We start from the raw sequence: 23,218 nt of genomic DNA, 5'->3' as shown, positions 1-23,218 counted from the left end.
ACGATGAGTGCCCGAAATTCGGTTTAAACGCATCAAAGGGTCACTCATAACAACCATGAGTGCCCGAAATCCAGTTTAAGCGCAACAAAAGGTCACTGATAACAATGATGAGTGCCCGAAATTCGGTTTAAACGCATCAAAGGGTCACTCATAACAACCATGAGTGCCCGAAATCCAGTTTAAGCGCAACAAAAGGTCACTGATAACAATGATGAGTGCCCGAAATTCGGTTTAAACGCATCAAAGGGTCACTCATAACAACCATGAGTCTTTATGTCCGATAAATATTAATTCAGGATAGCCACGTTACCATTTTATTCATAAATATGATAAAATAGTATGAAAAACACTTGAAGTAAATTAAATATGAATAATACAAGTACTTAGCTGTATAAAATAATAAATATATATAATGCTAAGATTTTTTATTTTTGCATATAGTAGTAGTGACCCTTTAGAGGTGGTGAAGATGATGGGTAAATATATAGCTGTAATGATTCTTTTACTTTTTCTTCCCTTTTCTCAGTTGTTTTTGATACATGATCACAATCATGCCAATACAGATCAAAACAGTATTATGGAAAACACCATTTCAGTTGAACATTTATCCATTGATAATGGTGGTACAGATAAAATTGTACACTTCATTACTCTAATATCTATAACTTTAATACACATGGTTCTTAATCAGTCCTTGAACTTTTTAATTATCCCTATAAGGAGAAAAATATTATTTACACCCATATTTTATCAATCAAACTATGTGATCATTCCTTTGAATAAGAAACCTTTATATTTCTAATTCAAAGGAGGATAAAGAAATGTGGATGAGATTTATTATGATGGGGTTATTCTCTGTAACAGCTTTAACACTTTTCACGTTTCAGGGAATTGAAATTTCTCAAGCAGTCATGAGCATTTTCAAACATGAATAAAATGGTGTGGATTTTAATCGATTCCAAACACCCTTTTTAATCCTTATAAAAAGCAAATAAGCCATTCAAAAATCGGAGTAGCCTTGATGATAATATGCATCAAGGCTACTCCGATTTTTGAGAAAGTTTATAACATCAAAAAATATACAAGTCATAACCGTCCCCTTTCCTACATAAATATTAATAATTTTCTAAAAATAGTATGATTGGGGCGAGTATAGTGGCAAGTAAAGAAAATAGAGGCTTTTTTGAAGGGGCATTTGGCAGATACATGGTGCCCGGAATCGTCCTACAGTCCACGTTAATAGGAGGTGGATATGCAACTGGACGAGAGGTGGTTCAATATGGGGCTAGATTTGGTGCGTATGGCTGGATTGCGGGAGTAATTATTATAATCGGATTTGCGTTAATGGCATTTTTAATGTTTGAAATCGCACGTAGATTTCGAGCGTATGACTATCGAAGTATGGTAAAACGGCTTTTAGGTCCTTTTTGGTTTTTATTTGATATTATTTATTTGTTACTGGCTGTTTTAATGATTTCTATCGTTATCGCTGCAACCGGATCTATCCTTCACAGCACTCTTGGACTAAATTATTGGATAGGAGTCGCGATTATTGCCATTATCGCTGGACTTTTAAACTTCTACGGTGCAAATATAATTGAACGCTTTAAAACGATTGGTACTATTGCATTATTTAGTGCTTACATTCTTTTTGCCATCCTTGTCATTTCATCGACATCGGGGGAAATCAAAGAAGTCTTTGCATCAGGTGATACAAGCTTTGTTACTAACTTTTCAATGGGATCTGTATTTTGGGCAGGTATTATCTATGTTGGTTACAACCTTGCTGTTTATCCAGCAGCATTATTTACACTCCGTAGGCAAAAAACAATGAAAGATACGTTAATTAGTGCCATCATTGCTGGGACAATGATGACCGTTCCGTGGTTTTTGACTTACGTTGCTCTGATGGGCTATTATCCGAATGAACAAGTATTTAATGCGGAGGTCCCATGGCTGCATATGCTTAATGGATATGGCGTATGGATTGCCATCATATTTGGTGTTGTCGTTGGCTGGACCTTGATTGAAACCGCAACAGGGCTGATTCACGCCTTTATCAACCGGATCAACTCTAATCTTAAAGAAGTTGGAAAGCAGCCAATGACTAGGCGAATGAACGGTATCATTGCAATTATTATCCTTGTCCTTTCCGCCATGCTGTCCAGTGTCGGAATCAATGACCTTGTTGGAACTGGTTATACAATCCTAGGATATGCCATGTTAGTTGTATTTGGACTACCATTGTTAGTAATCGGATTCTACCGTATTATAAAAGGACATAAAGCTCAAACGTCTGAAAATACAATAGATTAAACGAAATAGATCCACTCCTCCATTAGGCTACTATTAATCATCCATTGGTGAGGTAGCCTTTTATTACTTAAATTATATCCCGAAATGCTTTTTCAATAGTTCTTTAAACTTAGCATGATCGATTTCCTCTTTTGTATCTATTCCATCTATCCATTGTGTGAAGGAAGTATCGGTTAAAGTTAAATTCCCCGTAGAAGTCAGTCGAGTGATTAAAGGCTTTTTGTTAAATGGAGATTCTTGGTGCTTGGCGATGATTGTTTGAATTTCATTAAATTCTGATACATCGTTGATAAGCTTCTTAGAATCGAAAGCATATCCAATTTTCCAATTCGTGTCCTTATGTTTTAATTTCATTTCAAGTGCATAATTCCCAAACTCACTATCCCCTTTATTCACTCGAAATTCTCCATTATTGGATGTGACAGGTTCCCCAGTGATAGGAACGGGTTTTAATGGTAAATTTCCTCCAAATCCAGTATCTATTAAGTATGTTTGGTTCTTGTGGGTTACAAGAATTGCAACATGAGTCCTTCCAATGGTTGAATACGTTTCATTGATATTATCGTAAATCACTCCACGTACTAGGGATGCGTCAAATCCATTTTCGATTAAGAAAAAGTAGAAAATCGAATTTAATTCATAACAAAGACCTCCCTCTTTATTGACTAGTATTTTATTAATTAAGTTTTCTTTATTGATATCACTTATTTTATTCTCCATAATACATAAATTCTCAAAAGGGATATTTATTGCCGTTTGTTCAAGAATATAATCCAACTTTTCAAAAGTAATATTCTTGTTTTGGGAAATACCGATTCTTTTACGAAATAAGCTATTCAATTCACACATAAAAATCACTCCAATAAGAACAAAGGCTTAGGCGCCCGTTTAGTGTCTCGGAAGTCGCTGGGCACTGGAGCCGGATAAGAAAATTATTAAAACAACTTTTCTTTACATATAAAGCGTAATTTATATTTTATATTATTGTGTTTCAGAGATGGATTGCCGAAACATATACGATAACATCATTGTAGTGCAGTTTAATTTCCAGTTTTTATTATTTCATAGAAACTATCAATTTTCTTTCTTGATTTCAAAAAATTGGCTTATCGAGATTTGATAAACCAATTCCATGAATAGTATGTTATTTTGATAATGCGATTTTTATATGGGCTAAGTGATGTTCTTCATGCCATGCTAATTTTGCAACTTTTGCTGCAACCGTTATTGGACCATTTTCCTGATGAACAAAAGTTCGATTTAATTGCTCTTCGGTTAAATGGTGACCTAAAGATACGATGCGCTCATTTATGCCTTCCAACATTTTTATAGAACATTCTACGGGAAGTTTTGTGTCCGGTTGAATAGCCCACTTTTCTTCATCAAAAGCTGGTACTGTTGGACTCTCTTCCGTTAAAGCCAGTTTCAAACGTTGATACATGTTCAACTGAGAATCAGCAATATGATGAACTAATTGACGAACTGTCCAGCTACCATCACGATAAGTTTTGCTTAATTCCTCATCACTTAATGAGTCGACTGTTTCTCTTAATCGAATCGTGTATGTTTCGATTTGCTTTAACCATTCTTGAATATTTTCGAAAGTTACTTTTTCGGGAACTTGTAATTTGCCAATTGGTTCTCTTACATCCATTTTCAATCCCCCTTTTCCTATTCTTTATTTTATTATATTTATGTATTGACGTTTAATATACCTAATCTACTTAGTTCTTGTAATCTTCCGCAAAATGTAAAAAACTAGGCAACGAATACATTCTGCTAATTAGCTTAATTTCCTGATAACTTTATACTAACATATTTGTTTCTAAAAAAACTAAATGACTATTTTTTAGTTGGTTTACTAATGAATTAGTGATGCTCTCAAATTATTAACTCCATTTTCTAAATAGCCCTTTAAACAAGATAACACATATACCCAACCTTCTTTTTGTCCTAACATTTTATTCACTATTTCAGGGTCATCTTTTTTTAAGCCTCAAACACCTCATTTGCTGACTTATATATTTTAAATTTCGTAGTTACTTGAGTATCCATATCAAAATCAACTCTCTTTCATACTATTTCATACTTGTACTATTATATCCTACTGTACTCATCGTTTACATTAACGGTACTGTCCTTAGCCCGATCAAAAATGCACCGAACAATATAAGTAATGTGGCGAAAAATAATTTTATTTTAATTCCCCCTCGTTTTTAAAAAGTTCCATTAACTTTTTGAAACGATTATTTCAAATTTTGGTCACAATAGGATAAATCTTTCATGGTATAATTAAACAGTATTTGTATTATTTCATTCACTTTAAACACGATAAAAATAGGGGATATTTATGAAAAACGGACAATTACTATCGGAGACAACAGCGGGGAGCTCTTCTAAATTCCTTAGCTTATTAATTGATATCAAATATTTATTAAAAGGTAAAGTGTTAGTAGCCAATGTACTGCCTGTATTTACAGCCTATTGGTTAGCACTTTATTTTAATGGGGAACAATTTATTGATCATTGGGGCCTTTTTCTATTAACCATGTTTGGCAGTACACTTGTCATTTCTGGAGCGTTAATTCTCAACAATTGGTATGAAGTCGATTTGGATAGAAAAATGGTTCGTACACAAAATAGACCGACAGTTAATGGAAATTTTTCTTTAAAAGCAGTTTTATGGTCGGGAATCATCACATCGATCATTGGACTAGTTTTCATGCTATTTACAACACTTGAAGCAGCTATTTATTCATTTTTAGGCTGGTTTGTCTATGTTGTTCTTTATACATTTTGGACAAAACGAAAATTTACTTTGAATACAATAGTAGGTAGTGTTTCCGGAGCATTTACACCTTTAATTGGTTGGGCAGCAATAGCGCCAGCAAGTCACATCGTTCCAATCGTTTTTTTCTGTATTCTTTTCATTTGGCAAGTTCCACATACATTCGCAATCTCTATAAAAAGGTTGGAAGATTATACACGTGCCGGTGTACCTATGCTACCAGTTGTTTACGGTGTTGATGTCACCATTCGACAAATTATAATTTATGTTATTGCATTGTTACCATTCCCATTCTTTTTAACTACTTCTTTAGGCTGGTTTTTCCTTGTCTTTGCTGTTTTCTTAACCATTGGTTGGATTATTCTTGCGTTGAAAGGACCACGAGCTAAAGATGTGAAGAAATGGGCACAGATGAATTTACGTTATTCTTTAATTTATTTAATTTTATTATCATTCGCAATGATTATTTTGACTTCACCAATCATCGATTAAAAGTGATGAAGTTATCCCTATTTTATTATAGCTAATACCTTTTAATACAAGGAGCAATTGCTTTGTCGAGAATTGCTTCTTGTACTTTTGTTACTCTTTTCCTTGTTCATGATATTCTTTGCTAAGTTCTAATCTTTTCATTTCCAACTCTAGCTTTTTTTCTTCTAGCTCTAATTCTTTCTTTTTTAAATCATTGTCTGATTTCTTAACATATCCATAATATATAAGAGAAAAACCAACAATTATAGTGATATAAAAAAACATATCCAAACAAATTCCCCCTCTTAGGTAACTTTATTAAATGAACAAGCCTTCTTTTTAGAGATAGCAATATAATTATTTTTACTTAATCCAAACATAATAAATTATCCCAATAACAATTTGTATCAAATACACGTATGATCTTTGGTTTGCTGGTAGGTAAAATAATAAAAATAGCCCAATTAGGAATAAAGGTAACATCAATAAACAATATTTTTTCTTACTCATTTTATCTCCTCCGGAAAACATAACACAGATGGTAAGTCGAACTTATCAATCTTACTCAAATATACCAAAACTTTTTAGAATATGTATAGTACTATTCTTCTAGTGTTACTGCCCGCTAAATAAATTCAACAAAAAAGGTGCTTCCCCTTCTTGTAGAAAAGCACCAATTAGTTCACAAAGACTTTGTAACTAAAAAATCTAGTGGGAATAATATTAAAATCAAAAGAAAACTAGCATACTTCTTTACATATTTTTCACTTCCATAATTCGATGAGGGTGAGTATAAATATTTAATCGATTTCCACGTGCAAAACCAATGGTTGTAATACCTAAATCATCTGCTAGTTGTAATGCGAGATCGGTCGGTGCTGATTTAGAAATAAGGATTCCCACCCCCATTTTAGAAACCTTCAGTAATACTTCTGAAGAAATTCTACCACTAAAAACAACTAATTTATCACCAAGCCTAATGTTATTTTGGATAACATGCCCATATAGCTTATCTAACGCATTATGCCTACCAATGTCAGAACGTATGGTAATAATTTCATCCTGTGTTGCTAGTGCAGCATTATGCACCCCGCCCGTTTTAATAAATTGTTTGGATTTTGTTTGAAGTGCATTCATTAATTGTAAACAATGTCTCACTGAGATTGTTAGTTGACTCATAATGGTCTTTGCTGTCCTAATATCGTTTTTAAAATAAAATTGTCGACTTTTTCCACAACAAGAACCGATGAACCGTTTGGAGTGATCCAATTGTAAACCGTCTAAATTCTTTATTAATTGAATGTAGGAAAATCCAAGTTTCTCATCAATGGAGATTGATTTTATTTCATCATAGAAACGGATAACCCCTTCTGCCGCAAGAAATCCAACGATGAGATCCTGTAGATCCGTTGGCGTACATACAATAGTCGCAAACTCCTCCCCATTGAGCATAATGGTAAAAGGCTTTTCGATTGCAACCTCTTCTTGCTGGGTGGACTTTGAATCTCCATTAAATCGTATGACCTCCCACCCATTCTCCTTCTTATTATTCATTTTATTTCACCTAACCTAATCCATCTCAAGCTCCTCTACTCTCTTTTCTGCATATTTCGTATCTTTATGTGCAAAATATGTTTCCGCCTTCTCCAAGATAACAGCCGTATTGTATTCCGGTATCCCTGCATATTTTTCGTAGACACCTTTAGGTATCAGTGCATTTCCTTCTGGCCAGTGTACTTCAACATTTCCTGTTTTAATTTCTACAAATTTTGCACGGCCATGAAATGTACCATATTGATTAAAAGCGACAACAGGATCGCCTTCTTTTATACCTAATGCGGCTGCATCTTTTTCATTTAGAAGGAGATCATAGCGGTCTGCATCGTTAAATGGATCCGTTTCATGGTAAATCATAGAATTAAATTGTTTTCCACGTCTTGATGTCACATAAAAGTGTCCTTCTGGCTTACGAAGTTCAGGTATCTCAACGGTAATGAGATTTCCCTTTTTATCTGGTGTTGGACATATTCCACCTTCACATAACCATAAACCACCCCATTGAAAGACATCTCCTCTGCTTTGCAAATGCTGAATTCCATCATAATTTGGTGCTGCCTTTGCTATTTCCTCTCGAATCTCAAATGGGTCCTTAAAGTCAATCAAATGTTTTTTATCTGGTTTTACCCTTTTGGCAAGGTCTACGTAAATCTCCCACTCTGCCCTTGCTTCTTCCATACGTGGTCCCTTTATTTCCGGAGAAAAATATACCATCCTTTCTGTAGAAGTAGATGTACCTCCGCCCGGTTGCTCATATCGCGTCATTGCCGGCAATACAATAACTGCTTCCTTTGCATCTACAAGTGTCGACGTATTAAAAATAATATCCTGATGAACACGAATATCTATATTTTCTAAACATCGCTTCACAAAATCAGGATTTGGCATGGTTTCCAGAAAATTACCACCAGATAAATAGTAGAGCTCAAGTTTTCGTTCATGATCGTCTGGAAGAAGGGCATTCTCTAAAGAAACACCAACAATATCACCTTGCCATTTTGGAATTTCAAATCCCCAAATCGTCTCTACACGGCTTCGATTTGCATCATCCATGCCACCACCAGGGAGGACAAATGGATCTGCCCCCATTTCCCCTGAACCTTGAACGCCAGAGTGTCCACGGATTGGCATTAAACCACAATGTTCTCTTCCTAAGAAACCTCTTAACAAGGCGAGATTGGCTACTTGTGATATATTATCTGTACCAAATCGATGTTGTGTTAATCCCATTGACCAAACAAATACCGCGGATTTTGATTTAGCTAGAAGTTCAGCTAATTCCATCATTCGTTCTTTCGTTAATCCGGATGATTTTTCTAACTGATCCCATTCATAAGCCATTACTTTTTCTTTCAAACTCTCCAGTCCATTCACATGCTTGGAGACAAATTCATGATCGATTGCAGAGCCATGAACACTTTCCTCCATCGTAAACCAATGCTTCATGATTCCATGCATGAAAGCAATATCTCCACCAATATTTACTTGATAAACATCATCCGCTATTTTCGTTCCAAATAAAGCAGATTCCGCAATCGATGGAACCCAGTAATTGTCCATGGCAGGCTCATGATATGGATTGATGATAATAATTTTCGTACCTTTACGCTTTGCCGCATACATATATTTCGTTGAGACTGGTTGATTATTTGCAGCAACAGAACCCCAAAAGACGAGGACATCTGTACCAATCCAATCTTTATAACTACAAGTGGATGCACCAACACCAATCGAACGAGATAATGCTGTTTTCGATGGGGAATGACAAATACGTGATGCGTTATCCACATTGTTCGTACCAAGAAATCTGGAAACCTTCCCTAGTGTATAATATACTTCATTCGTAATTCCTCTTGACGTTGTATAAAAAGCGAATTTCTTCGGATCTAGCATTTTCATTTTATCCGAAATTTTATCCAACGCATCATCCCAGCTGATTCGACTAAATTTCTTTTCCCCTGGTTTGCGAATAAGTGGATACGGAATTCTCCCCAATTGACGTAATTCCGTACTACTCATTTTGCGTAAATCAGCAACATCCGCATGTACGTATTTTTCCTCCATTGCAGGCATTGTATTTAATCGTAGGACATTTAAGCGGGTGGTACATAAGTGTGGTCCTGTTAACGTTTGATCCTTGAGTCCTGATACTCCAAGGGCACATCCATCACAAACTCCTTGTGTAAGGATTCTCGTTGCAAACCTTAGATTATCTTTATTTTCCCAAACTACTTTCATGGTATCCCGAATATGATGTGGCTTCACCTTCCCAAGACCGAATGGAACTTTACTAACCCAAAGTGATGGATCAGGTTTCCTTGGTAGTTTAACTGGACCAGTGTGTTTTGTTTCCCCCACGTCAATCCCTCCATATTTAATAAAATAGCATTTACTAAATCAACATTCTTTTCTGTTAAAGTCTATACAAATGTCAAGAAGAATTCCTTCTTTATTCTTTTTTTCAAGAAGTATTCTCCTAATCAAGTAAAGATAGTTTCATAAAGTGGTTATTAAATTTAGCTACTAGATATATATATTGATGGTGGGAACAAAATATCTTAAAAACTGTTATTATTTAAAACATTTCATGGAACAGATAGGTTTAAACAAAAATTGAACTTAAACGTTTTTAATAACAGTTTATTTAAGGGGGTTTTTTAGTGAGTAACAAAGCAGTTGTGTATGTTAAACCAGGTGAAGTTGAGGTAAGGGATATTGGTTATCCGGATTTAGTACTTCGAGATGGTCCAGGAGTCAATCCACTTAATGTCGGAAGAAAGTGTCATCATGGTGTCATATTAAAGGTGATTTCAACGAACATATGTGGCAGTGATCAACACATGGTTAGAGGACGTACCACAGCGCCAAGTGGATTAGTGTTGGGTCACGAAATTACAGGACAGGTCGTTGAAGTTGGTAGAGATGTTGAATTTATTGAAAAAGGAGATATCGTATCCGTTCCCTTCAACATCGCATGTGGTCGTTGTGTCAATTGTAGGAAACAAGATACACATATTTGTACAAACGTTAATCCCGATCGCCCTGGTTCAGCATATGGATATGTAGATATGGGTGGTTGGGTCGGCGGACAGTCTGAATATGTCATGGTACCATACGCAGACTTCCAATTATTAAAATTCCCTGACAAAGATCAAGCATTGGAAAAAATCCTTGATTTAACCATGCTTTCGGATATCTTTCCCACTGGATACCATGGTGCAGTCAGTGCGGGAGTGAAGACTGGGTCAACGGTATATGTTGCTGGAGCCGGTCCAGTCGGTTTAGCTGCTGCAAATTCCGCACAACTATTAGGAGCATCGGCTGTTATTGTTGGTGATTTAAATGAGGAACGCCTCGCTCAAGCAAGAAGTTTTGGCTGCGAAACAGTGAATTTACGTGAACATGATAATCTGGGAGAACAAATTGAACAAATATTAGGTACCCCAGAGGTAGATTGTGCAATAGATGCTGTTGGGTTTGAAGCAAGTGGACATGGCAGAAATGCTGGAGAGGCTCCTGCTACAGTATTAAATTCCATTATGGACATAACGAGAGCTGGTGGACGATTAGGAATTCCAGGTTTATACGTAACAGGAGATCCAGGTGCAGTGGACGCAGATGCAAAAGAAGGCACACTTAAAATCCGCTTCGGTCTAGGATTTGCAAAAGCACATACATTTGTAACCGGGCAAACACCGGTAATGAAATATAATCACGATCTAATGAAAGCCATTTTAAGTGGTAGAGCACAAATTGCGAAAGCTGTTAACGCAACGGTTATCTCCATAGACGACGCCCCGAATGGCTATAAACAATTCGATGGTGGCGTATCAAGAAAATTCGTTATTGATCCACATAACCTGATTAAATAAAAGAATTGTATCGCATTCAATCAAGAAGTTTAAAAATCGTTATCTTGTAAAACAGTAGTTCGTTAATCGTATGTAATCATTCGAGACTCGTATACGAGAATCCGTTATTCATATATAATAATCCGATAATTTAGGATCAGGAATCCGTTAATTATACTGACTTTAGATGGGAGGAATTTAATCATGGGTAAATTAAATTTAGAAGTAGCAAAAAAGCTAATTGAAGGTGCGGAGCAGGAAGCAAAAAGACTCGGCATACAAATGGTCATTTCTGTTTTGGATGAAGGTGGAAATTTAATTGCTGTCCATCGCATGGATGATGCTTGGCTTGCAAGTGTTGAAATCGCCCAAAATAAAGCTTGGACCTCTGTTGCACTGAAAATGCCAACAGCTAACTTAGCTGAAGCGACTGTTCCGAATGCAGAACTTTATGGACTAAATACAACAAATAATGGAAGAATTGTACTATTTGGCGGCGGAATCCCACTTACTCAGGATGAAAAAGTTGTCGGGGCTGTAGGTGTTAGTGGAAGTAGTGTAGAACATGATATTCAAGTAGCACAAGCGGCGGTTAATGTTTTTGAAAGTTTGAAGGTTAGTGTAGGTAATTAATAGAAAACCCACTTTGTAATAGGTTGATAAGCTAGGGTCAGATGTGATTTTATAATAAGGTTTGATCAAAAGAATCCTAGAATTGTTTTAGCGATGTGCTTATAAAAAACATCATATTTTTCAACCAACTTTTTTGAACGTTTATATGGTTGATTACGAAATCCATGTTAGGTAAATTCCCAATTCGAACGTGTTTATTTGAACAGTCCATAACTAAAACTGACATATAACAATCGCTTTTGCTATATGTCAGTTTTTTCTTCATATTCGAGTATATCACCAGGCTGGCAATTTAATTATCTTAGCCATCGGCACACTGAACACGAACTATTTTTTAATGATAATATTTAACTAAATTACTTCATATAATTCTCAACTAAATCATAGCATCTTTCTTCCGTAAGATTCGCTAGCACAGCCACATATTCTAAGTGTTCTTGTGTGCCACCTTTATATTTTAGAGATGCTTCTTTGGCAGAATCATCTCTATACTTTATCCAATCCCGTTGTTCATTTCTTAAATGGTCCACCTCTTCAGTAGGTAGTTGCTCAATGAGAACTTCATAAACTTCATTTAACAATTCATCCCAAACATCGTACCTATCGTTTTCCACCTTTTTCATAGCGTACGTTGATGAATCTTCTGCTTTCATTTCATCCGTTTCCTTTTTAGCATCACTCAATTTTGTTAAATACTCTTCCTTAAGATTCACCGGAGTATTGGTAGTAGAAATACTCTCCTCTTTAATAGGTGCATTGTTTGATGCATCCACTTTTTCTTTTGTATCATTAGTTTCTGTATCTTTGGCGTCTGTATCGGTGTATTCGGTTGCAGTATTTTCTGTTAAATCCGTATTTGATGAATCATTCATTCCGTCGGATAATTCGGTGTCCGATTTTTCATTTACTTCAGCATTTGAGTTTCCACAAGCAGCTAATATGACTATTAATAAAGTAACAATTGTAAATAATAATTTTTTATTATTTTCCATCCCTACCTTCTCCCTCCTTTTTTAATTTTAAACTTATTTAAATAAACCATAGTTAAGAAAAAAATCATTATACTAAAATATTTTAGCATATTTTTCCATAACATTATTATTCTTTAGCATCTTACTTTGTAGTTTTCATAGTCTAATCTTCGCTCCTATACTACTTTAGATGGTTAAGGACTATCTCTTGGAAAATGATTACTCTGCTTTCCTCAGGCCCTACTATTCCTTCTCATGCTGTTGATCTAACCATGCCTCTGTTAGTGCATTCGAAACTACCCCACTTCTGCCATCCAAAGGAAATTCTATCTTGTAACATTTTCGTAACATATTAATCTTGTATTTTTTATCGAAACCTATTAAGATTCAATTGTGAAGTATTTCACATTACTTTTTTCATAAGAAAGGAGCAATAACATGAAGAATTTTATAGGTATAGTAGGAACAAACTCAGATAGTTCCACTAATCGTTTATTGCTACAATTTATTCAAAAACATTTTACGGATAAAGCTGACATTGAAATTTGTGAAATAAAGAACATTCCTGCTTTTAATAAGCCAACAGATAAGAAAGCGCCTATTGAAGTACAAAAACTTGCGGATAAGATTACGCAAGCAGACGGTGTAATCATCAGTACGCCAGAATATAACCATTCCATACCAGCGACATTAAAAAGCACTCTCGAATGGTTGTCCTATACGTCGCAGCCACTTATTGATAAAGCTGTTATGATCACTGGGGCCTCATATGGAAGATTAGGCTCTTCCCGTTCACAAGCACATTTGCGACAAATATTGGATGCGCCTGAATTGAAAGCACGAATTATGCCTAGTTCCGAGTTCTTAATAGGTTTTTCCTTACAAGCTTTTGATGAAGATGGTAATCTAACGGATCAGAAGAAAATAGAAGAGCTTGAGGAGAGATTTAATGACTTTATTCAATTTGTTGAGATCACCAATCAATTAGTAAACATAAATCATTCCCAGAAAGAAAAGTCACAGAACTTTTCTTGGGAGGGTAATTAATCAACTAGGAGGTATAGACATGAAAATCGTTGGAATCGTTGGATCAAATGCTGATTTTTCATATAATCGTCTATTGTTAAATTTTATCGCTAAGCAGTTTAAAACGTTAGTGGATGTGGAAGTTTTAGATATTAAAGATATTCCAATGTTTAATCAATCCGATGATCAAACAAATAGTGCACCCATTCAACATTTTAATAAAAAAATTACGGAAGCAGATGGCGTTATTATTGCTACACCCGAATATAATCATTCCGTCCCATCTGCCTTACAAAGCGTCATCGAATGGTTATCCTTTAAAATCCATCCGCTTGATGGAAAACCGGTCATGATTGTGGGGGCTTCTTACGATGTCCAGGGATCTTCAAGATCTCAACTACATTTACGACAAATATTAGATGCGCCTGGTGTGAATGCAGTCGTTATGCCGGGAAATGAATTTCTGTTAGGGGAAGTGCATAAGGCATTTGATGAAGATGAGAACCTAAAAGATCCACAAACCACCCAATTTCTAGAAAGTTGTATCAAGAAATTTATTCGCTTTATCAACGTTGTCAACGTTCTTAACTCTCCTGAAGGGATGAAAGATGTATCAAGTACAGAAGATTTATATGCTACAGGATCCATTGATACAACGATTGAAGGGATTGACATGTCAGCCGATGACTGGGTGGAACAAGCTGCTAAAGCAACGAAAGCGGTAGAAGGCAATACCTATGTTAAATTAAATCGCGGTATTTTAACCGTGAATCAATTAAATCATTTTTTAAATTCCATGCCTGCTGAATTAACTTATGCGGATAGTAATAATCAATTCTTATACTATAACCATAAGCTTGAAGCTGAAGACATGTTAGCAACTCGTAGACCAGGACAAGTAGGAAATCCGTTAGCAGAATGTCACCCAGAAAGAGCCTTTAGTAGCGTTGCTTGGGTCATTCAACAATTACGTAATGGGAAACAAGATGTTGTACGAACCCATGTACCAACACACGGACCAGATAAGTATGTCGTTCATAGCTACCAGGCCATTCGTGATGAAGATGGTAATTATCTTGGAATCAACGAATATGTACAAGATATTAAACCGATGATTGATTGGTATTTAGAACAAACAGGACAACAGTTAACTGGCGGCAATGTTGATGCAGTATCTGGGGCAACTACTAAAGTAGATACTGTATCTAGTGCAACGGTTAAAGGCTAATAAAAAGAGGTCGTGATGGCCTCTTTTTCGAGTCTAGTTCAAATAACATATAGCTGGAGTTGTTTTTCAAAAAGGAAAGGGTGATAGTATGGCAATGCAAAGTCGTGACATACAAATGATGGGAACCGTTATCCATTTAGCTATTCAACATGAATATGCAGAATTCGTTTTGGATAAAATTATTCTACGATTGAAAGAGTATGAGAAACGTTTTAGCGCGAATGACCCTACTTCAGAACTAGTGGAAGTTAACCAAAATGCAGGAATTCAACCTGTGAAAATAAATCCAGGTTTATACGAATTAATTAAAATAGGTAAAAAACATAGCACGGCTGAAGATAGTTCATTAAATATTGCCATCGGTCCCCTTGTTCAAGCTTGGCGTATTGGATTTGAAGATGCAAAGGTTCCATCACATCAAGATATTCAATCTTTACTTAGCAAAACAAATGCAAAGGACATTATTCTGGATGATGAAAATCTAACCGTTTTTTTAAAACACACCGGAATGTTTATCGACTTAGGTGCCTTAGCAAAAGGATTTATCGCGGATCTCATTATTCAAGATTTGGAAGCGATGAATGCTACATCCGCTTTAATTAATTTAGGTGGAAATGTCATGACATATGGAATTTCTCCTAATCAGAAGGATGGTTACTGGCGAATTGGAATTCAACACCCCTTCCTACCGCGCGGAAATTATATCGCCGTTTTAAAAGCTTTCAATCAATCTGTTGTTACATCTGGCGTTTACGAAAGAACATTTACAATGAATAACAAAACATACCATCATATTTTGGACTCTACTACTGGATATCCGATTCAAACGAAAATTGCTGGTTTAACTATTGTATCCAATAAATCAGTCGATGGAGAAATATGGACGAGTCGCTTATTTGGGCAGTCCCCTAGCCAAATCATTCATACGTTAAATCAAATACAAGATGTAGCAGGTATTGTCGTTACGAAGGATGGTGAGCTTTATTATTCGGAATCGCTTAGGCCGTATTTAATAGAAACTTATATTTGACTAAAAATTCGAACACTTATCCTCTTCTCTAATATATTATGCATACCCTGTTACAAGAAAAAACCCCTTACCAATGGATAAGGGGAATGTTTGTTTAAATTATGTTGCCGTGTTTCGGTTTTACTTGTGCTATTTGTTTTGGTCACAATTTAATCAATCTGTTTTGCTGATCTTCCATATATCCAATTCCTTCTTAAGTAACTTCATTAACTCAATTGCCGAATTTCTATCTAATTGGATAGATTGACTAATCTTCCCTTGTGTTTTGCCATCAGAAGAACTATACGTGTCGATTTGAAAATACTTATTACCATTTTCATCTATAAAACTAGTATAAGTTGCATCTACTTCCGTATGCACATTGTTTCTGTTTTTTTCTTTTCTTTTTAGATTCTCTGTATTAATTAGTGCCATATTCTCTCTCCTATGCTTTTTATAATAACAATAGATGTATAAAATTCCATCTTATTTTTTCTGATAGAAAGCTTGTTTGCATAATTTTATGTCTCTTTTCACCTGCTTAGTTGCAAGAAGTAGGTCCATTTTAACTTTTTTAAGTATTATAGAAGCTGGATTTATATCCCTATTTGAAATGTTTCTCTCTACCTTTGAAAAATTCACATTTCTATTATAACATCTTGAAAAATCAATAGAAGTAATAACTCTATATTAATTACTAGGGTTATTACTTCTATCATTTTAAAGTTTGAAGTTAGGTATGAAATGGTTCACCGTACCATATTAGAGGGCGCAGCTTTATTAGGATAATAAATGATCAAAAAGGAACAGCACAAGTGGCTGTTCCTTTGATGTGTAACACCTTAAATCTTAATATCAATGTTCGCATTTTTCTTTAACTCATCAACTTGCTGAGCGATTTTTTCCTGTTGCTTTTGCTGCTTGAGAGATTGTTCGATTTGCGGTTTTACTTCTTCAAGCTTTGGAACTTCTTGTCCAGTGCTCTTTCCTTGTTCCGATAATTGTTTGTACGTTTTTTCAATTTCCTTATCGGTTATTTGGCTAGTCGGTACTTCTTTCTCGACGTACTGTTCAAGTTTTATATTGTCAGCTATTTGAGTTTCAAATGTTTTCATATTCATGCCGGACTCTTTAAGAACGTCCTCGAATTCTTTTTCTGTTTCAAACTGTTTTTTCATTTCGTCCAGCTGTTTTTTAATATCTGCTTCTGAAGCTTTATAGCCCTTTTTATCTGCATCTTGTAGAAGAAGAGTTTGTCCGACTAAGCTATCAATTGTTTGGTCTTTTACTTGCTCTAATGCTTCTTTAGAAGTCGGATCTTGTCCCATTTGCAACATTTGTTGTTGTATAGAGGCTAAGGTGCTATTATAGTCACTTCCTAGAATTTCATTATCATTCACGATGGCAACAGTTTTCTTTTCATCTACATGCTGTGCATCTAATTTCTTTTGCATCTCTTCCATTTGCTTTTCCTGTTCCTTCTGCTGTTCCTCTGTTTTGGCTTTATTATCATTCTTATCCTCTTTGCCTTCTTCGTTACCTCCGCATGCTACTAAAGCAACAGCCATTAGACCAGTTAGTAATGTTAACATTATTTTTTTCATCATCGATCTCCTTCCTTAAGCTAGAAGCATAATTATTTTAAAAAAACATCTGGTACGAATTATATAGTAAATCTTACGAAAATGAAACCTTATGTGGGTTTTCTTAAGATTTGTAACAGAATTGAGACGTTTTATCATACAAAAAGACCATTATCTTTAGATTCTTTTATTCCCTAAATTTTTAATAGATCAATGGATCCATATCTATGAACGACTATTGTTATACCAAGGATGTATTCTAACTTAAAAAGGATTTTTCTTAGACGTAAGGAAGGATATTTTTAGCCAAAATGTTGTGTTGCTTGAAAAGTTTATAACATCATTAGAAATATTTTTGTAATGTTCCATTCAGTCCATTTTGATATTTATACTGAAAAAATACAAGTACCATTTTTGTACTTGTATTTTAACGTTAGAATCTATTATTCAGTAAAAGATTTGGCACCAAGATAATGACTTTGCCAATAATCGATGCTGATATCTGCTACACTTACACCGTCATCTCCAGCGTGAATCATTTGATTATTACCGATGTAGACTCCACTATGAGACGCTCCTTCTGTATCATAAGTACCTTCAAAAAATACAACATCCCCGATACTAGGATGATCTACATAGTTACCATCGTTCTCCCACATTTCACGATGAGTGCGTGAAATATCATCAATGCCTACTTGATTAAACACATAATTAATAAAACCACTACTATCCATTCCTTCCGTAGTTGTTCCTCCCCATACATAAGGCGTACCTATAACACTTTTCGCTACAGCAACAATATCAGATTTTATATTAGAAACATCCCCAGAGCTAGACTCCGTAACCGTTAAATTATTTTCAGAAGAGTCAATTTCCGTTATCGTTAAGTTATCTTCGGAAGATTCCATTTCTGGTAACGCCATCGTTTCTAAAGTATTTGGACCTACTATACCATCCACTTGTAAATGATGATCTGCTTGATAATCTCTTACTGCTTGTCCCGTTATAGAACCAAAAATACCGTCAATCGTATATGTATAGTAACCTTGTTCTTGAAGTTCTTTCTGTATATCCTCTACTACTGCACCTACATCACCGTGCTGAATTAATGTCCCCTCACTTGATGATGCTACCTCTTGCTCCTGTATATTAGAAAGGTTGCTCTCGCTAATAGTAATATCTCCCTCCGAAGCGCCTGCTCCAGCATTGGCAAACACCTTTCCGCTAAGAACTGGAGTAAAAACCAAAGAACTTACAAATGCTATAGAAAGTACATATTTCCCTACTGTTTGATTGGACTGTGCCATCATTATTCCTCCTTTTTTTACTAGTTAAAGGCGAAAGATTTATTCGCCATATTTTTGACTATCTGTAAATTAACATATGAAAATCTCAATTCGATAACATAGAGTTTAAGAAGGAATAACAAATTATTAAATAAAATGAAACTTTATAAGAATTCCACAAAATCGCTAGATGCCTGGAACGACGCGGTTATTCCTAGCAACGGTTGGACTATTTTATACTCTTACATAAGCATTTTGATTACTAGATTTCATTTAGTGAACGAAATAGACTTTGAGATGATAAGGAGGATACGCTTCGTTTACAAATTAATGACAACTGCTAAAAAAATGTAATCTTATGATACGGTTATAGAGTGGGAGTTATCAACTGTGATTTAGACAGCCATAAACGACAGATATATCAACTCAATGATGATTAAATAACGTATCTTGAGGAGGAATACAATGAATGAACAAGATCGGCAAAAAATGAAAGATGCAAATAAAAGAGCTTCTGAGATGAATCTTTCCCTTTTGGGGGAATTGGAAAATTTGTTGAATGAAAACAAAAAACTAGAGGAGGAAAATAAAAAATGGCGGGAATACTATGAATCTGGTTCAAATCTATATAAAAGAAGCCAAGGTAATCAGGGTCGCGGAACACTGAACACATAGTTTATCACACTGTTTCCAATCCAAGAGCCTTATAATGAAAAACGGACAAATAAAATATATGGATCGTAGCATGTTTGGAAGAATTTTCTTTCAAGGCATGCTATTTTGTTCACCATGATTTTTATAGTTATTTAAACACCTTTAAAGTCCCCTTCATCTAGGTATAATGTTTCTAAGACCGAATCTGTTATAAAAATATACACTGTAAAATCCCCCAACTTTTATAGTTGGGGGTTGTTGAACTTGTCCTAGTAAAACTACGTTATCTATTATCCATTTCTAAAATCATGATACCAATATTGATTTACTCTCCTTGAATAGCTTCAAGAGGGACTCTTACTTGGTAAGCTTTTGCCCTTTCAACAGCTAGTTCTGCATGGATATTCCCCCAAGTGTCATTAAGAGTAGGCTGTGAAGTTTCCTTTAATATAGCTTTCACATCATTTGGACTAAGATTTGGATTTGCTTCTAACATGAGAGCAATGACGCCTGCACAAATTGGCGTTGCCATGGATGTACCAGATAATTGTATATAATTCTCATCTATTATCATTTCTGGTAATTGTGACTCTGTTACAGAATTCGGAGCTAGAGGTGCAATGATATTCGTACCTGGTGCATAAATATCTGGTTTTACAAAATAATCTATGGACGGTCCCCTGCTTGAGTAATCTGCTATCACATCATCCGCACGCTCTAGGGTATTTTGGTCATCCGTAGATCCAACTGTAATGATAAATGGATTGATAGCTGGAGTACTAATGGTGTATGGATAAGGGCCACTATTTCCAGCTGCAGCACAAACCACGATCCCTTCTTTCCATGCTTCTTGGGCAGCCAATGAAAGTGGATCATTTCTAAAAGAATCATATGCTGGTGCCCCTAATGATAGGGAAATAATATGAATTTGGTGTTCATCTCTATGATTGATACACCACTCAATGCCCTCGATAATAGAAGATAATCTACCACTACCATTTTTATCTAATACCTTAACCCCAATAATAGAGGCCTCTGGTGCTGGGCTGATATATTTCCCATTAGATAAGAACCCATTACCAGCTGCATCACCAGCACAATGAGTTCCATGTCCATTATCATCATAAGGTTCTTCATTTCCATTTATAAAATCCTTAAAGGCAATAATTCTGTTAGATGGGTTGGTAAAGTCTTCATGCGGATAAATTCCTGTATCAATTATTGCAATCGTTACTCCTTTTCCAGTGAAATGAAGTTGATTTTGAACATTTACGGCTCCAATTTGTTTGCTTGCAATATCTAAAAAAGCAGTTACTTCTCGGTCATAGAAAATACGATCTACGGCATCATGATCTTTAATTTGTTTTATCATTCCAGGGGTTAATTTTCCTTTTATACCATGAATAATGGGGAGTTCTCGTTCAAGTTTATTGTGGGAATCTACGTTGCAAGTATTATAGAGGTCGTCTTTTAATCCTTTTTCACAACTATTTTTCAAATAAACAATGACAGGGATTTCGTTATCTGTCTCATTCGGATCAACTCTTCGATTAATTCTTAACTGCTCAACCAATCCTAAGTCTAAACTTCTACCCGCAGCTTCATACCAAACTCTTTTTCGTCTTGTCAAATTGTTCTCCTCCTTTAATGAATAAAATACTTATTCCAAGAGAGTCAACAACTACTAAATAATGGAAGGTAATTAGACTTTACCTTCTAATCCCATTATATCAAGGACAATCTATTAAAACTATAAGACAATTTAACTATATTCTTAATATACTTAAAATTCAATATAGTATAATAGATATAAATATGATAGTAACATAAATGTTCTTCCTTTAAATAACTGTCACATGTTAGGTAGTAGCTTTAAAAGTTTTTCATAAAAAACATCTTGTACCCTCCCCTTTATTAAAGCGGTTCCAAAATCTATAATAAAAAAGGCTTATTGTATTGAAAAAGATAATTAACTATGATAAAATTTTAGGACAGGTATATAATAATTACAAAATTCAGAAGGTTCCATCAACTGAAGTTTCAGCATTACAATTTAATAGAGGGGAGGTATCATTGTGAAATTAAGTGATGTAATCGCCTTATTAGCCCTCTTATGTACTTTTGGAACATTCTTAATGGCCATTTTAAACTTCGTACTTAATCTGTTGTAATAGACCTCTATATCTCATTCATTTTTGAAACATTATTAGATTCCCTCTCTTTTTATATTGTTAAGATATTTGTTTTTTGGTCTTCCACTAAAAAATAAATAAAAGGGGGTGATTTTCTTTTCAAACTCGAAAAAGTCTGTATCTTAGAAATTCCTCAGATAAAACTCATCGATGTAATGGAGGAAAACTCATTCGTCTCTTCTTCATTTACCCTTAACGTTTTATACTTCCATTTAACCTAATAGGTCCATTATCTGTTCATGTTAATATCCGTGCTCTAATAAAACACGAATCTATTTTATCATATCAAGTGAAGATCCATGGACTAGATAAGCCTTCTCCCCTCCGATTTTTTATGCAAATAATAATAGTTGTTAATTAACAAATGATCCATACCTAACCTTCACACGCCACTCCTATATTGCAACCACTCATAAGGCAACAACTCTTGATACTTCCTCTGCAAAAACCGGTCATAAAACCCATTTACAAATGGACAATCTATACTCGTACAAATGGTTTTTTCCTGAAAACAAATTTTATCTTTGGCGGTAATGGTCAGAACCTTTGAGATTCTTACTACATTTATCATCCTATCACCTAAAATTATTCATTAACATTAGTTTATCAGATATTGGATTGGTTTGGACAAATGAAAAGGGGCAGTCCCTCACTTTGGTAAAATGTAGTGAATGGGGGGACTGATCCTGAAATCTGTAGCTTAAAGTCTATAATCAACTTTTGTGCTTTCCCCCTCGGGCGTGTAATACTTTTATCCGACGGGGCAGGCATTTGAATTAATTATGATTAAAATGGATTTGTAGCCAATATGCTAGCTGATTTTATGTAGACTCGTTGGTTTAATTTCAATTGGGAAACGATCAGTTCAGCAATATCTTCTGGCTGCATATATTTTTCGTCGTTTTCAGGAATTAGTTTTAATTCAATTGCCATGTCCGTTGCGACTGTACTCGGAGTTAAAGCCGTTACCCGGATATTATTTCTGCGAACCTCTTGTGCTAATGACTCAGTTAATCCAATGACACCGAATTTTGAAGCACTATACGCACTTGATGTTGCCGCCCCATTCAAGCCGTTGGTGGAGGAAATATTGATTACGTCTCCACTATTTTTTTCAATGAATTGAGGAAGAACGGACCGTGTAACATAATAGGTACCCATTAAATTCACGTCTATGATCCTTTTCCATTCTTCTGGATCCATGTCTAAAAGGGATGCAAACTTACTCGTTCCCGCACTATTAATCAGAATATCGGCTTTGCCTAATTGATTTGTTATCTTCTCAATAGCCTGTTGAACTTGCTCAAAGTTTGAAACATCCACTGCTGTATAAGCAACTTTTACTCCTAGTTCATCCACAACACTTGCTACTTGCTTTAAATTTGATTCAGTTGTTCCAAGTAAACCAAGGTTAACCCCTTCATTCGCAAGTGCGATCGCAGTCGCTTTTCCAATCCCTCTTCCTGCACCTGTTATGAATGCTACCTTCCCTGTTAAAGATTGTACCAAAACAATCAACTCCTTTTTGTATATATAAATTTACCAATCCACTCTATTATATAAGTCTAAATTATATTTCTCCAATATCATTCCTTTATGTAGTCAAAATTTGGTACCTGCTCCCAGTATGTTAAAGTTTTAGCTCACTGTGGG

The 23,218-nt window shown here is 35.2% G+C and carries 20 protein-coding genes; 8 read left to right on the top strand and 12 right to left on the bottom strand.

Features of this window, described 5'->3' with window-relative positions:
* The first annotated feature begins 1,155 nt into the window (after nucleotides 1-1,155).
* Complete coding sequence (locus KM885_RS10430) at nucleotides 1,156-2,316, top strand: YkvI family membrane protein (protein ID WP_204798616.1); 1,161 nt, start codon at nucleotides 1,156-1,158, stop codon at nucleotides 2,314-2,316.
* Nucleotides 2,317-2,388: 72 nt separating this feature from the next.
* Here KM885_RS10430 and KM885_RS10425 read toward each other — a convergent pair whose 3' ends face one another.
* Together KM885_RS10425 and KM885_RS10420 are read right to left on the bottom strand one after the other, a co-directional pair.
* On the bottom strand, nucleotides 2,389-3,165 hold the full coding sequence (locus KM885_RS10425) for an arylamine N-acetyltransferase family protein (protein WP_047185090.1): 777 nt from the start codon (nucleotides 3,163-3,165) through the stop codon (nucleotides 2,389-2,391).
* A 295-nt stretch (nucleotides 3,166-3,460) separates the two neighbouring features.
* Nucleotides 3,461-3,970, bottom strand: a complete 510-nt coding sequence (locus KM885_RS10420) for a YfiT family bacillithiol transferase (protein ID WP_047185091.1) — start codon at nucleotides 3,968-3,970, stop codon at nucleotides 3,461-3,463.
* A 696-nt stretch (nucleotides 3,971-4,666) separates the two neighbouring features.
* On the opposite strand from KM885_RS10420, the gene cyoE reads away from it, so the two are divergent.
* On the top strand, nucleotides 4,667-5,596 hold the full coding sequence (gene cyoE, locus KM885_RS10415) for a heme o synthase (RefSeq protein ID WP_060668859.1): 930 nt from the start codon (nucleotides 4,667-4,669) through the stop codon (nucleotides 5,594-5,596).
* A 90-nt stretch (nucleotides 5,597-5,686) separates the two neighbouring features.
* On the opposite strand, the gene KM885_RS10410 is transcribed toward cyoE, so the two are convergent.
* From KM885_RS10410 to KM885_RS10395, 4 genes are all read right to left on the bottom strand, one after another.
* Nucleotides 5,687-5,866, bottom strand: a complete 180-nt coding sequence (locus tag KM885_RS10410; protein WP_047185093.1) for a hypothetical protein — start codon at nucleotides 5,864-5,866, stop codon at nucleotides 5,687-5,689.
* Between the two features lie 72 nt (nucleotides 5,867-5,938).
* Nucleotides 5,939-6,085 carry a hypothetical protein gene (locus tag KM885_RS10405; protein ID WP_167507325.1) on the bottom strand — a complete coding sequence of 49 codons (147 nt, stop codon included), beginning with the start codon at nucleotides 6,083-6,085 and terminating at the stop codon, nucleotides 5,939-5,941.
* A 243-nt stretch (nucleotides 6,086-6,328) separates the two neighbouring features.
* Complete coding sequence (gene fdhD, locus KM885_RS10400; protein ID WP_047185094.1) at nucleotides 6,329-7,129, bottom strand: formate dehydrogenase accessory sulfurtransferase FdhD; 801 nt, start codon at nucleotides 7,127-7,129, stop codon at nucleotides 6,329-6,331.
* A 15-nt stretch (nucleotides 7,130-7,144) separates the two neighbouring features.
* Nucleotides 7,145-9,490: an FdhF/YdeP family oxidoreductase gene (locus KM885_RS10395; protein ID WP_216883931.1), complete on the bottom strand. Its 2,346-nt coding sequence runs from the start codon at nucleotides 9,488-9,490 to the stop codon at nucleotides 7,145-7,147.
* A gap of 302 nt (nucleotides 9,491-9,792) precedes the next feature.
* On the opposite strand from KM885_RS10395, the gene fdhA reads away from it, so the two are divergent.
* Together fdhA and KM885_RS10385 are read left to right on the top strand one after the other, a co-directional pair.
* Nucleotides 9,793-11,004, top strand: coding sequence for a formaldehyde dehydrogenase, glutathione-independent (gene fdhA, locus KM885_RS10390; RefSeq protein WP_216883930.1), 1,212 nt, complete (start codon nucleotides 9,793-9,795; stop codon nucleotides 11,002-11,004).
* Nucleotides 11,005-11,187: 183 nt separating this feature from the next.
* Nucleotides 11,188-11,616, top strand: a complete 429-nt coding sequence (locus KM885_RS10385; protein WP_060668862.1) for a GlcG/HbpS family heme-binding protein — start codon at nucleotides 11,188-11,190, stop codon at nucleotides 11,614-11,616.
* Nucleotides 11,617-11,972: 356 nt separating this feature from the next.
* Here the strand turns inward: KM885_RS10385 and KM885_RS10380 are convergent, their stop codons facing one another.
* The gene (locus KM885_RS10380) at nucleotides 11,973-12,608 is read right to left on the bottom strand and encodes a lysozyme inhibitor LprI family protein (RefSeq protein WP_047185098.1); all 636 of its coding nucleotides are present in this window, start codon (nucleotides 12,606-12,608) and stop codon (nucleotides 11,973-11,975) included.
* A gap of 417 nt (nucleotides 12,609-13,025) precedes the next feature.
* Here KM885_RS10380 and KM885_RS10375 point away from each other — a divergent pair, with 417 nt between their 5' ends.
* The 3 genes from KM885_RS10375 (at nucleotide 13,026) to KM885_RS10365 (ending at nucleotide 15,871) form a co-directional block, all read left to right on the top strand.
* On the top strand, nucleotides 13,026-13,634 hold the full coding sequence (locus tag KM885_RS10375; RefSeq protein ID WP_047185099.1) for an NADPH-dependent FMN reductase: 609 nt from the start codon (nucleotides 13,026-13,028) through the stop codon (nucleotides 13,632-13,634).
* Between the two features lie 19 nt (nucleotides 13,635-13,653).
* Nucleotides 13,654-14,841, top strand: coding sequence for an NAD(P)H-dependent oxidoreductase (locus tag KM885_RS10370; protein ID WP_060668863.1), 1,188 nt, complete (start codon nucleotides 13,654-13,656; stop codon nucleotides 14,839-14,841).
* A gap of 88 nt (nucleotides 14,842-14,929) precedes the next feature.
* Nucleotides 14,930-15,871 (top strand): FAD:protein FMN transferase, encoded by a 942-nt coding sequence (locus tag KM885_RS10365; protein WP_216883929.1) that lies wholly within the window; start codon nucleotides 14,930-14,932, stop codon nucleotides 15,869-15,871.
* 153 nt (nucleotides 15,872-16,024) lie between these two features.
* Here KM885_RS10365 and KM885_RS10360 read toward each other — a convergent pair whose 3' ends face one another.
* The 3 genes from KM885_RS10360 to KM885_RS10350 form a co-directional block, all read right to left on the bottom strand.
* Nucleotides 16,025-16,285: a hypothetical protein gene (locus KM885_RS10360; RefSeq protein WP_047185102.1), complete on the bottom strand. Its 261-nt coding sequence runs from the start codon at nucleotides 16,283-16,285 to the stop codon at nucleotides 16,025-16,027.
* 407 nt (nucleotides 16,286-16,692) lie between these two features.
* Nucleotides 16,693-17,454, bottom strand: a complete 762-nt coding sequence (locus KM885_RS10355) for a SurA N-terminal domain-containing protein (protein WP_216883938.1) — start codon at nucleotides 17,452-17,454, stop codon at nucleotides 16,693-16,695.
* A gap of 422 nt (nucleotides 17,455-17,876) precedes the next feature.
* A complete protein-coding gene (locus tag KM885_RS10350) occupies nucleotides 17,877-18,740 on the bottom strand; it encodes a C40 family peptidase (RefSeq protein ID WP_216883928.1) in 864 nt (287 codons plus the stop codon).
* Nucleotides 18,741-19,184: 444 nt separating this feature from the next.
* Between KM885_RS10350 and KM885_RS10345 the strand changes: the two genes are divergently transcribed.
* Nucleotides 19,185-19,394 carry a hypothetical protein gene (locus tag KM885_RS10345; protein ID WP_060668867.1) on the top strand — a complete coding sequence of 70 codons (210 nt, stop codon included), beginning with the start codon at nucleotides 19,185-19,187 and terminating at the stop codon, nucleotides 19,392-19,394.
* A 304-nt stretch (nucleotides 19,395-19,698) separates the two neighbouring features.
* Here the strand turns inward: KM885_RS10345 and KM885_RS10340 are convergent, their stop codons facing one another.
* The gene (locus tag KM885_RS10340) at nucleotides 19,699-21,003 is read right to left on the bottom strand and encodes a S8 family peptidase (RefSeq protein WP_047185106.1); all 1,305 of its coding nucleotides are present in this window, start codon (nucleotides 21,001-21,003) and stop codon (nucleotides 19,699-19,701) included.
* A gap of 1,348 nt (nucleotides 21,004-22,351) precedes the next feature.
* Nucleotides 22,352-23,074, bottom strand: coding sequence for a 3-ketoacyl-ACP reductase (locus KM885_RS10335; protein WP_204798621.1), 723 nt, complete (start codon nucleotides 23,072-23,074; stop codon nucleotides 22,352-22,354).
* Nucleotides 23,075-23,218 lie beyond the last annotated feature (144 nt).

Origin of the sequence: Oceanobacillus caeni (assembly GCF_019037185.1) — a bacterium.
In the GTDB taxonomy this organism is placed as follows: Bacteria; Bacillota; Bacilli; order Bacillales; family Amphibacillaceae; genus Oceanobacillus; species Oceanobacillus caeni.
Note: the sequence above shows the minus strand (reverse complement) of the source record. Positions and strands in the feature narration are given on the sequence as shown.

Coding starts and splice junctions, on each gene's coding strand:
- KM885_RS10350 (WP_216883928.1), bottom strand. CDS start 18,740: ATGGCACAGTCCAATCAAACAGTAGGGAAATATGTACTTTCTATAGCA.
- fdhD (WP_047185094.1), bottom strand. CDS start 7,129: ATGAATAATAAGAAGGAGAATGGGTGGGAGGTCATACGATTTAATGGA.
- KM885_RS10355 (WP_216883938.1), bottom strand. CDS start 17,454: ATGAAAAAAATAATGTTAACATTACTAACTGGTCTAATGGCTGTTGCT.
- cyoE (WP_060668859.1), top strand. CDS start 4,667: ATGAAAAACGGACAATTACTATCGGAGACAACAGCGGGGAGCTCTTCT.
- KM885_RS10385 (WP_060668862.1), top strand. CDS start 11,188: ATGGGTAAATTAAATTTAGAAGTAGCAAAAAAGCTAATTGAAGGTGCG.
- KM885_RS10360 (WP_047185102.1), bottom strand. CDS start 16,285: ATGGCACTAATTAATACAGAGAATCTAAAAAGAAAAGAAAAAAACAGA.
- KM885_RS10405 (WP_167507325.1), bottom strand. CDS start 6,085: ATGAGTAAGAAAAAATATTGTTTATTGATGTTACCTTTATTCCTAATT.
- KM885_RS10425 (WP_047185090.1), bottom strand. CDS start 3,165: ATGTGTGAATTGAATAGCTTATTTCGTAAAAGAATCGGTATTTCCCAA.
- KM885_RS10370 (WP_060668863.1), top strand. CDS start 13,654: ATGAAAATCGTTGGAATCGTTGGATCAAATGCTGATTTTTCATATAAT.
- KM885_RS10420 (WP_047185091.1), bottom strand. CDS start 3,970: ATGGATGTAAGAGAACCAATTGGCAAATTACAAGTTCCCGAAAAAGTA.
- KM885_RS10345 (WP_060668867.1), top strand. CDS start 19,185: ATGAATGAACAAGATCGGCAAAAAATGAAAGATGCAAATAAAAGAGCT.
- KM885_RS10380 (WP_047185098.1), bottom strand. CDS start 12,608: ATGGAAAATAATAAAAAATTATTATTTACAATTGTTACTTTATTAATA.
- KM885_RS10375 (WP_047185099.1), top strand. CDS start 13,026: ATGAAGAATTTTATAGGTATAGTAGGAACAAACTCAGATAGTTCCACT.
- KM885_RS10365 (WP_216883929.1), top strand. CDS start 14,930: ATGGCAATGCAAAGTCGTGACATACAAATGATGGGAACCGTTATCCAT.